This is a genomic window from Corynebacterium pilosum DSM 20521 = CIP 103422 (genome assembly GCF_000373805.1).
GTDB classification, from domain to species: domain Bacteria; phylum Actinomycetota; class Actinomycetes; order Mycobacteriales; family Mycobacteriaceae; genus Corynebacterium; species Corynebacterium pilosum.
Window position 1 is genome coordinate 100477 of record NZ_KB892470.1, and the last position, 9358, is coordinate 109834.

6 protein-coding genes are annotated in these 9358 nt (G+C 56.9%); 1 reads left to right on the forward strand and 5 read right to left on the reverse strand.

Translation table 11 applies throughout. The annotated features are described in order from the left end of the window. Positions 1 to 164: 164 nt before the first annotated feature. From B097_RS0111180 to B097_RS13825, 5 genes are read right to left on the reverse strand one after another with little or no spacing between them, the layout of a single operon-like run. Entirely contained in the window at positions 165 to 1262 is a 1098-nt protein-coding gene (locus B097_RS0111180; RefSeq protein WP_018582617.1) for a Wadjet anti-phage system protein JetD domain-containing protein, read from the reverse strand. Continuing rightward, the gene (locus B097_RS0111185; protein ID WP_018582618.1) at positions 1246 to 4608 is read right to left on the reverse strand and encodes an ATP-binding protein; all 3363 of its coding nucleotides are present in this window, start codon (positions 4606 to 4608) and stop codon (positions 1246 to 1248) included. Before B097_RS0111185 ends, B097_RS0111180 begins: the two co-directional genes overlap by 17 nt. Then, a complete protein-coding gene (locus B097_RS0111190; RefSeq protein ID WP_018582619.1) occupies positions 4605 to 5210 on the reverse strand; it encodes a DUF4194 domain-containing protein in 606 nt (201 codons plus the stop codon). Before B097_RS0111190 ends, B097_RS0111185 begins: the two co-directional genes overlap by 4 nt. Continuing rightward, positions 5203 to 6414, reverse strand: coding sequence for a DUF3375 domain-containing protein (locus tag B097_RS12965; protein WP_272913549.1), 1212 nt, complete (start codon positions 6412 to 6414; stop codon positions 5203 to 5205). Before B097_RS12965 ends, B097_RS0111190 begins: the two co-directional genes overlap by 8 nt. Further along, positions 6414 to 6686, reverse strand: coding sequence for a DUF3375 family protein (locus B097_RS13825; protein WP_272913550.1), 273 nt, complete (start codon positions 6684 to 6686; stop codon positions 6414 to 6416). The genes B097_RS12965 and B097_RS13825 overlap by 1 nt, the downstream gene beginning before the upstream one ends. A gap of 348 nt (positions 6687 to 7034) precedes the next feature. Here B097_RS13825 and B097_RS0111200 point away from each other — a divergent pair, with 348 nt between their 5' ends. Continuing rightward, complete coding sequence (locus tag B097_RS0111200; protein ID WP_018582620.1) at positions 7035 to 8441, forward strand: NAD-dependent succinate-semialdehyde dehydrogenase; 1407 nt, start codon at positions 7035 to 7037, stop codon at positions 8439 to 8441. Positions 8442 to 9358: the final 917 nt, after the last annotated feature.

Here is a 9358-nt window from a genome sequence, read left to right on the forward strand (position 1 = left end):
TAGTCCTGCTCGTCAACTTTATCGACACGGGAAGTTAAACGACCTTTTGCATAGCAACATGTCGCTTGCCGACGATGCCCCAACGCCTCTGATGCTGCCCTTAAATCTTGTCCTGTTGCGTTGTACAAGTACCAACCGGATACCAAGCCGCGCATCCGGGAGAATCAGACCTTCCGCAATTTCTCTTCTACCCAATCGAATCCAATACGTTCTTGCTCAATGCGCAGCCATGTATTGTCCGCGTTCGAGTGTAGGAATTCGAGGGGCGCGAGTTCATCAGGAGTGAGCGTTTCTGGATCAAACCTTTTGGATGTTGTTTCTTCGACCCCGAAGTCGGCGTGGCTGCGGCAGGTTTCGATATCCATGAGGACTGAACGCGTGTGGGGGAGATTGCGCCTAACGCGGTCGAGGATATAAAACCCATTGGAATCGAGGTCGCCCCAGTACAGCACGTCCTTAGTCACAAGGTTCACAGCGTTGTTGGTCAGTGAGATTGCGTTGAGGCCTTGGCCGTACACAGCGACGGTGTGCGGCATGTCAGGCAGGGCCAGATAGCTTTGGAAGTTCTCAACGATGATTACGCGTGATCCTGGCAGGTCCGTTGCGCGCGCGTCCTCTAGCTCGCAGACCACGCGAAGAAGCCCAAAGAGGGACAGGGAAGGGTCTAAGCTTCGCATATCGACGAGTGCTGGAGGGGACTTGAATTCCAGCGGTCCGGTTAGCGCTTCAATTAAGGAGCGGCGCTTTTCTAACCATTTGCTGTCGATTCCTTTGATGGGGAGTTCTCGGATGTAGTGCATGGATGTGTCGTGGTTGTTGATCCATGTCACCGTGTCGATGAACTGGGCGGCGGTGGTGTCGTCGAACTCTTTCCAAGTTGCTAGGCGGGCTATCAGGGCTGGCCGTGAGGATGCGCCGAGCGCAGTAACGAATCGGTCGAGGAGGGTATTGATCCTTTCCCACTCTGGCAACATTCCTGCTAGGCGTGCGGCCGTCTCTGGAGAATCGAGGACCACCGATGCGGGAATAGTGTGGGTGCCGTAAACATCGAGGCGCTTGGTCGCAGTCTTTGGGGTGAGCCAGTGGGCTTCCCAAGCCGCTAACCATAAACGCACACTAGCCCCGTTGTCGGCAGCAACCTCGGCTGCTGTGGGCGGCTGCAAACTAATGGACAGAGGGGTGAACTCACCACTTAGCCAGGTGCGATGATTCCGGCTGTAGAAAGTTAGGGCGCGCTTGCGCACATCATCTGGGTGTTTCACCTTTAGCCTCTTCAAATGAAAGTTCGGCGATGCGGGAGTGTTTGCGGTCGGGGCAGGCGACCATGAGGATGCCACCGATATAGTCTTCGACGGTTTGTAGAAGTTTCAGCGGGGTGGCCAGGATCATATGGAAGCCGAATCGGTGGAAGGCTTCCATAGCGGCGCGGGTGAATTCGGCATCAGCCCGGTCAAATGCTTCGTCGAGGATCACGGTGCCAAACTTCGGGTAGGTCACCCCGTCACGAACCACCGTTGCCCGTTTCGCTTGCGCGACGGTGGCTCCCATGCCGGTGAGCCGGTATCGAAGAGCGGCCGCCAAGCAGAAGGAGGAGAGCTTTTGGGCTTGTCCTCCCGACAGACCTTCAGCGGAGTCGTACACTGCGCCTCGTGTGTCGTCTGGAGTGATCTCTACCCCAAGGAATTTCACGTGTTTTCGGGTATCTAATCGGAGGTCGCGCTCGCGTGGGGTGGTGTTGTCGCTGATGGTGATGTCATCGATAACGGCTTTGAGCTTGGAAAATCGGGCTTCGCTGGTGGCCTGGTCATCGTCGTGAAGCGAGCCTGCGAGTGCGTCGTTGAGCTTGGCAATGAAGTCGCGGGCGACGGCGGGTTGGGCCTCTTTGACTTCGATCCGAAGATAGTTGGGGCCGTAGAAACTTACTTCAGCCAGGGATTCGTTGATGGGCACGATGGAGGTTCGCGTCTTTGCGGTGGCCTCGGAGAGGAGGCGTCGTAGCCTGCCAAGATGCCGATCGGTTTGTTCGCGGAGAAGTCTGCGGAAGTCGGCTTCGAATCGGGGGAGATCATCATCTTCGAGGCGATCGAGTTCGGCCAGGAAGTCCCCGCGCCATTGCAGGTCGGGGTGGAGGTCGCCTCGGCGCTGCGGCCATTGGTCCACGTATTTTTCCATGGAGGTGCGTACTGAGTTATCTAGCCCACCGATTTTGGTGGTCAATCTGGTGATCTGGTCACTGAGCTCTTGCTGTAGTGTGCGTTGGAGCTCATCGATGGTGGAGCGTTGGATACGGCGGGTGCGTGTATCCACACGAGTTGCTAGGCGCGCCGAGACGTCGTCGGTAAGCGGTTCCGTGTTCTCTAACACTTGCTGCGCCTCGGAGCGGGCGGACTGGGCGTCTTCTAGCTTGGTTTCTAGCCCGCCGATCTTCAAGGTCAAGTCAGTGTGCTCGTTCGACTTCTCAGTGATGCGGGCCGTGGCCACTTCCAGTCGCTTCTGTAGCTCGGCGAGCTGCTCGTTGTCGTCGATGAGACGATCGAGCATAACCTCGGCAGTTCCGAGGTTTGAAAGGGCTGAAGCGACGTCGATAAGCGAAAAGTCCTCTGTTTCTAGAAGGCGTTTGCACGTTGTTACGCGGCCCTGCAGATGCGAGAGGTTGGCTTCGAAACGCTCACGCTTGTCGACGAGCACCTCTAACTCTGAGTTCTTCTTTGTGATCAGCGTGGTGAGCTCATCAATTTTATCGTCGACATTTCCGGACAGTACCCATCGGGAACGGTCGTTGATGGAGTGCCGGTCGTCCTTGATCTGGCGGGTCTTGTTCTTAGTCTGTCCTTCCAAGGTGACTGCTTTAGGTGCAGCGCGGAACTCATCGAGAGTCTCAGCACATGCGTGATCGAATCTGTCGGAGAGTTGAGTTTGCAACCAATTGTGGTAGCGGCCTTGGCGGACGACCAGCTTTGTACTCAGAGAATCCTTTGCGAAAGGGCGCGGAGTGTCGTTTTCCATGGCGGCGGTGACACGGACATACTCCAGCTTCGCATTGAGATGAGTCGTATCCACGGCTTGGCTGACCTTGCGATAGTGCTCGTCGGGCACGATCAATGTCCGGGCGAAGCCACCGAGAAGTCGTTCAGCGGCGGGTTGCCACCTGAGATGGTCATCGTGCATGTAGATTTCGTCAGCGACAAAGGGCAGTTCCTTCAGGGGGATACCGGTGATATCCACAATCTTCTGGCGAGCGCGCAGCAGGCGGGCGTCCATTGAGGAGCGATATTTCTTAATGATCTGCAGCTCTTCGCGGGAATCACGGATCGCCTTCTCAGTGGAGTCAATCTGCGCGTAGATAGTTCCGCGGCGGGATTCCTTTTCCGCAATCTCACTACGCGCGTCCTCCACTTCGTTGCGTAGTGATTCTGCGATGAGGGAAAATTCTTCGCTGTTCGTCGGAACTGGTGTGCCGTCGCCCAGCTGGTTTAGTAGTCCCGCGTATGCGCCAGCCTGCTTTTGCACGTGCTCTAGTTCATTGCGCGCCTTGTCGCACTGGTTCCGGGCAGCTTGGACTCCGGCGTCACCGACGCCATGGATCTGGGCGTTGACCGTGTCTTTCTCAGCGTTGAGTGCGTCGAGCTCCGATTTCACCTGTGACCTCTCAGCCTTTTTAGCCTCCTTCTCTGAGGCGAACCGCTCTACGTCCTCCGACGCAAAGCTGACACGCTTATCAGCCATGAAACGGAGTAACCCAGCAGCCTCCTCCTTGGCATGAGTTTGCTGCTCGATCAATTCGTTTGCGCGGTTGATGGAGTCTCTCATAGGTGTGAGGTGGGCGATCTGGTCACGCGCCGTCAGCACCGTGGAGTGGGCGGTTTGCAGCTCAGTGAACGTGGTCGCAGCGGTTTCGGCGATCTCGAACGTTTCTGGCTCCGGCAGCATGAAGGAGCGCATGAGGTGGTTAAGATCACCGAGAGTTTTCGCTGATTGTGTGCGATGTAACAAGGCCAGCGCCCCGTCGTCCGGAATGCCTAGTTGTTTGCGCAGGGCTGCGATGAAAGGGGCGTGGCTCCGGTTGATCGCGAAAGCGTCTTGATGCCCACGTTTGGCTAAAGAAATGTCGGCCTCATTGACGGCGATTTCTTCGAATTCCGTGAGCTCTACTTGGCGAGGCAGTGCGATGAACAAATTTTTAACATCGGCAGCAGCGTGTGCGTTGGCGTTCAAGTACATGATGTACACAGCACTGACCTCGGTGCCTAGGCCGTCGGAGTAGGTGAGGTTGACACCCGACCACGTTGCACCGGTGCGAAGGTAGGAGCGGGTGAGCTCGTCTACTTCGAGGGAGTGCTCCCGCCGCCACGCGCCGCGGCAGTACGTGATCAGGTCGCGGCCAGAGGACTTTGCCGTGTCGGATGCTGCAGCGTTGAACTTGCGCTTGATAGGCGGGACAAGAATGGTGGACACTGCGTCGATCAGTGTGGACTTGCCGGAACCAGATGCCCCCGTAATCAGGTAGCCTTCGCGGGCGACATGCACCGTGTGCAGGTTATTAAACGTGCCCCAGTTGTAGACCTGGATGCGGGCGAGACGGAACTGCCCTTCGATGGTGGCGATCATGCTTCTTCCTCCAGGAGGCTTTGGTAGCTTGCGGTCACTGCGGCGATCTCCTCCGCGGAAAACAAAATGCGCAGTACTGGTGAGACTTCGAAGCGGCCCGCGGTGTTCGTTTTCACCACGATGGAGTTGTTTTTGAACTTGTTCCACGCCGCATCGAATTTCTTGCGCTGCTTCGTGTGGTCTGTTCCCTCGGCCACTTGGTAGGGCAGCGTTGCCTCGAACACCTCGTTTTCGTCGACGATGGTGCGTTCGTTGGGATTTGTGTGGATGAGTGCCTTGCGCAGGTGCAAAAGTACAATCGTATCGACGAAGTAAAGCGACATTGTTCGCAGCATCGCGCGTTTGTCGGGATGCTCTGCTTCCCATGTTTTGGTGTAAGCCACGCCAGCGTTGTCATCGATCACCAAGGTGAGGAAAAGGTTGTCCAGCTGTTGGGCTAGGACTTCCCGGGAAGTGGAGACGGTGGCGAAGATTTCGGGGGACGTGAGGGTGGATACGTATGGGCCACGGATTAGTTCGGCGAGCGCGCGACGTTGGCCGGAAGTGAGCGTGCCGGTGTCGCCGTCGTAAAGAGTCGTGGGGTCGGAGTCATGGTCATTCATAGTGGTGTCCTTCGATGGCGTGGTCAAAGACGTGGACAGGGTAGCGGGCTTGCCAGTGTTGGCCACTGCGGGAATCCCACTGCAAGTACTCAGTACCTTCGCTCCGGCGTCCGTGCTTTTCTACTAGTGTGATCACACCTACTACGCTGGCCACTCCTTGTGTTGCGGGATGGTCCTGCAACACATCGCCGATAGTGGCTACACCACGGCGTTGCACTGAGGCGTTTACCGCACCGGTGAGTTCTTGCCAGTCAATTTCTGATTCACGGATGTGGCGGCGCAGTTCCTCTAGGTCTACTTCCCCCGCTTCGGCAACCTCAACGCCTTCTTCGATGCGATAGTCCTGCGGGTCCCATAGCGTCCAGCTGGACACTGATTTGGCTTGGTGGGTGCTAAGTTCTAGCTCTAGGCACACTTGGTGTCCTGGGTTGATTCCGCTGCGCGCTACTTTCAACGCCTCCGCGGTCGCCTCATTGATTGCTTTGGTCAGGGCTTGCTGGGATTCCGCTTCGCGCGATTGGACAAAGCGTCGCAGCGAACGGGACAAACTGGTCATTGAATCGTGTACCTGTGCAGATGAAGCGTCCAGGGTGTTCATCAATAGTTGGAGTTGGAGGCGTTCGTCGGGCTCAAGCTTATCGACGAAATCTCGCGACATTACAGACTCCAGCGTGGCATCGAACCGGTGGGATAACTCTGGGTCGAGGAAGAGATCGTAGAATCCTCCAAACGCTTTGCCTGCCTCCGATTGCCCGATCATGTCGACACCACGAAAAACGTTATCCAATACGTCGGCGGCGGTGCGGTCGTCCTCCACGATTGATTGGCGCAGCTCCAGATTGACCTTTTCTACCTCTGCCTGCACGCGGGCAAAATCTGCGGGAAGGTCGCTAATGAGGTTTAAGATTTCTCGGGCTTTTTCTACTGCTTCGGCGTTGGCGATCACGGTGACACCGTGATCCTGGATTTGGTCGATTTGCCTCTGGATGCTGTCGCGCTGTGCTTCTAGGCGTGCGATTGCCGTTGTTTCATCCGGATCCGTTTCGGCAGCGAGCGTATGCAGAGAGGACATCAGCGTTCCCAGCCGAGACTTCGTCACCGTATGCTGGGGATTAGCCAGCTGCATAGCGTAATCAAGAGCGGTGTGAGCGTCGGGGGAGAGCTCATAGGTTTCGTCGTGTAGATCCTTCGGGCTGCGACGCACTAGGGGTAGCCGGCCTTAACCCAGTCGTTGACGTACGCGGTGGCAGCTTTGGGAAGCTCCTCATCAGTTTGTTCGCGAATGTCCGCAAGAAGTGGCTCGACAGCAGAGATGAAATCATTGCCAGCGATAGGCTTGTTTTCGCCCTTGAATGTAGCGCTAAGAATGGTGAGGATCGCCGGCGCGTTATTCGCACGCAAGAGAGTCCATGCGGGGGACTCTTTTGCCAGTCGCGACAGCGTGAAAACATCGGCGAGTGATTGAGCCCGAGTCATGAGTGCAATCCGTCTCGTCGTGCGCCTGGGCTCTTTGATCTGCTTTGCCGGCTCTGGCTAGCGTACGTGTCGCGCCAGTCCATGTGCCTGGCTTTGGGTTTCCTGGGCATTGCGAAACTCCTTCAATCTTGTTGCCTCTTACTCTAGAGTGACTGCCGGACATCGGGGCCGGTAATTGAGAACAAGCGTTCGCGATGCCCTAAATATATGAGGAAGATCGCACGCGCAATCAGATCAGGCGAGAAGCTGAACCTAAGTGGATCCGAATCGAGCGTGAAGGCGGTCGACGGCTCCACCCGGTGAGAAACCTAACAGAAATGTTTTATGAATTAGCGTATACAGGGGTCTATGACCACTTTCAATATTGAGAACCCCAACAACGGTAAGACAGAAGAACAATTCAACCGGATCGACGATGCCGACCGCGACGCCATCCTCGACCAGTCCACCGAGGCCTTTAAGCAGTGGCGCAAGACTTCCATCGAGGAGCGCGCGGCCGTTCTGGCCAAGACCGCCGACCTGTACGAAGAAAACAAGACCGAGCTGGCGCAGCACATCGGCCGCGAAATGGGCAAGCTCACCCGCTGGGCTGAAGGCGAGCTAGACATCGTCATCGCCATTTATCGCTGGTACGCAGAGCACGCCCACGAGGTACTCGCCGATACCGAACTTCCAGCCCAGGGCGCGCAGCGCACCTTCGTGGCTAAGGAACCGCTAGGCCCCATCCTGGGCATCATGCCTTGGAATTTCCCTTACTACCAGGTAGCACGCTGGGCAGCACCGAACCTGCTTTTGGGTAACACGCTGGTGCTGAAGCCCGCGTCGATTTGCCCGCTGTCCTCCCAGGCCTGCCAGGACCTGCTTGAGGAAGCAGGCCTGCCGAAGGGCGCCTTTATCAACGTGTACGCTTCCGGCTCCCAGATGGATCCATTCGTTGCGGATCCACGCATCACCGGTGTTTCGTTGACCGGTTCGGAGTCCGCTGGCGCCGCCGTCGCCAAGACTGCCGGCGAGAATTACAAGAAGAGCCTGCTTGAGCTCGGCGGTAACGATCCGTTCGTGCTTATCGACGACACCAACCTGGAATGGGTTCTGGAACAGTTCGTCCTGATCCGCATGTACAACACTGGCCAGGCCTGCAACGCTCCGAAGCGTCTGATTGTGTTGGAGGACTTCTACGACAAGACCGTGGAGTTCCTGACCAAGCGCATCGGTGAGATGAAGGTTGGACCTTACGACGACGAGAACGCCGATGTTGGCCCACTGTCGTCGATTGACGCGCGGGACGAAATTGTTGAGCGTCTGGAAAAGGCTGCAGCCGAGGGGGAGGCGAAGGTTGTCGTCGGTGGCAAGAAGGTCGACCGCGATGGTGCCTACATGGAACCTGCATTGTTGACCGATGTGGACCGTACTTCCGACGTTGGCTGCAATGAGATCTTCGGGCCTGTGGCCATTGTGTATAAGGCCAAGGATGTTGAGGAGGCCATCGAAATCGCTAACGACTCCGACTACGGCCTCTCCGGTTCCGTGTGGACCACCGACTTGGAGAAGGGGCGCGAGGTCGCCCGCCAGTTGGATGTGGGCATGGCCTTTGTCAACGAAGCATCGGTAACCGCCGCCGGCCTGCCATTCGGTGGCGTGGGGCGCTCCGGTTATGGCCGCGAGCTGGAGCGCTGGGGCGTTGGCGAGTTCGTCAATGAGAAGCTTTACCGCGTTTCTGACCAGTCGAGCCCAGGACTGTCCCCGGCGATGTAACCTGCGGAAACTCGGGACACCTTAGGGATTTGATAAAACCCGTTCAGGCCGCACCGCTACCAAATATTTTGGTAGCGGTGCGGCATACCCGATCTGCAATTTCGTCGTACAGTCAATTTTTGCAAAGGGGCGCCCTTTGCCATCGATACTGGTCATTGCATAATTCCCGCCATAGGCGCGGCATCACGTATAAGTATCAACCGCAGGGGCCGGTGCAGGTCGGGGAGCAGGTGCTGGCTGCGGGGCCGGGTTTGGCTGCGACTGGTGCGTGTACGCGCCAGAACTGTTGGACTGACTCGCAGCTTCAGCAGCGGACCGTTGGGCGCGCTCTTCCGCTTCGATGCATTCCTGCTCGCGTCGTTCATCCTCACGAGCCATAGCTTCAGCTTCTTCCTGCTGGCGTTTCTCCTCGGAGTCTATTGACTTGTCCAACTGGCGCTTGAGTTTCTCTGCTTCTTGAATATGGTCGTCGAGTAGTTCCTGAAGTTTTCTCCGTATACGTTCTTCTTAAACTCGGATTGGGCCTCTGAATCACTGTGCAACTTTTGAAGAGTGGCAATCGATCGTCCCAATTTGGCGGAGTCATCCTTCGCCCCATCGAAGGAAAGGGCGACGAGAAAACTATCTGAGGTGAGGGACGAAACTTCGTCGATGGTCGCTTCAGCTTCTTGTAAGTCCTTGTGAAACCCTGGGTCGCTGACGAAGCACTCTGGGCCGAGTGTAGAAATTCCTACTTCGGCCGCGCTAGCTTCTTTTTCCGCTGTGAACCGTCACGGGTTTCTTGCCGCCTTCCGATAAGGAAGGATCACCAGCATGAAAAAGTCCTACGACCCCGAGTTCAAGACCCGGGCCGTCCGGATGGTCCAGCAGCACCGCGAGGACTACCGATCACTGACCGCCACCTGCACCGCCATCGG

Excerpts from the sequence above, each read along its gene's own strand:
- B097_RS0111190 (WP_018582619.1), bottom strand. The coding sequence starts at position 5,210 with ATGAATGACCATGACTCCGACCCCACGACTCTTTACGACGGCGACACC.
- B097_RS0111200 (WP_018582620.1), top strand. The coding sequence starts at position 7,035 with ATGACCACTTTCAATATTGAGAACCCCAACAACGGTAAGACAGAAGAA.
- B097_RS13825 (WP_272913550.1), bottom strand. The coding sequence starts at position 6,686 with ATGACTCGGGCTCAATCACTCGCCGATGTTTTCACGCTGTCGCGACTG.
- B097_RS0111185 (WP_018582618.1), bottom strand. The coding sequence starts at position 4,608 with ATGATCGCCACCATCGAAGGGCAGTTCCGTCTCGCCCGCATCCAGGTC.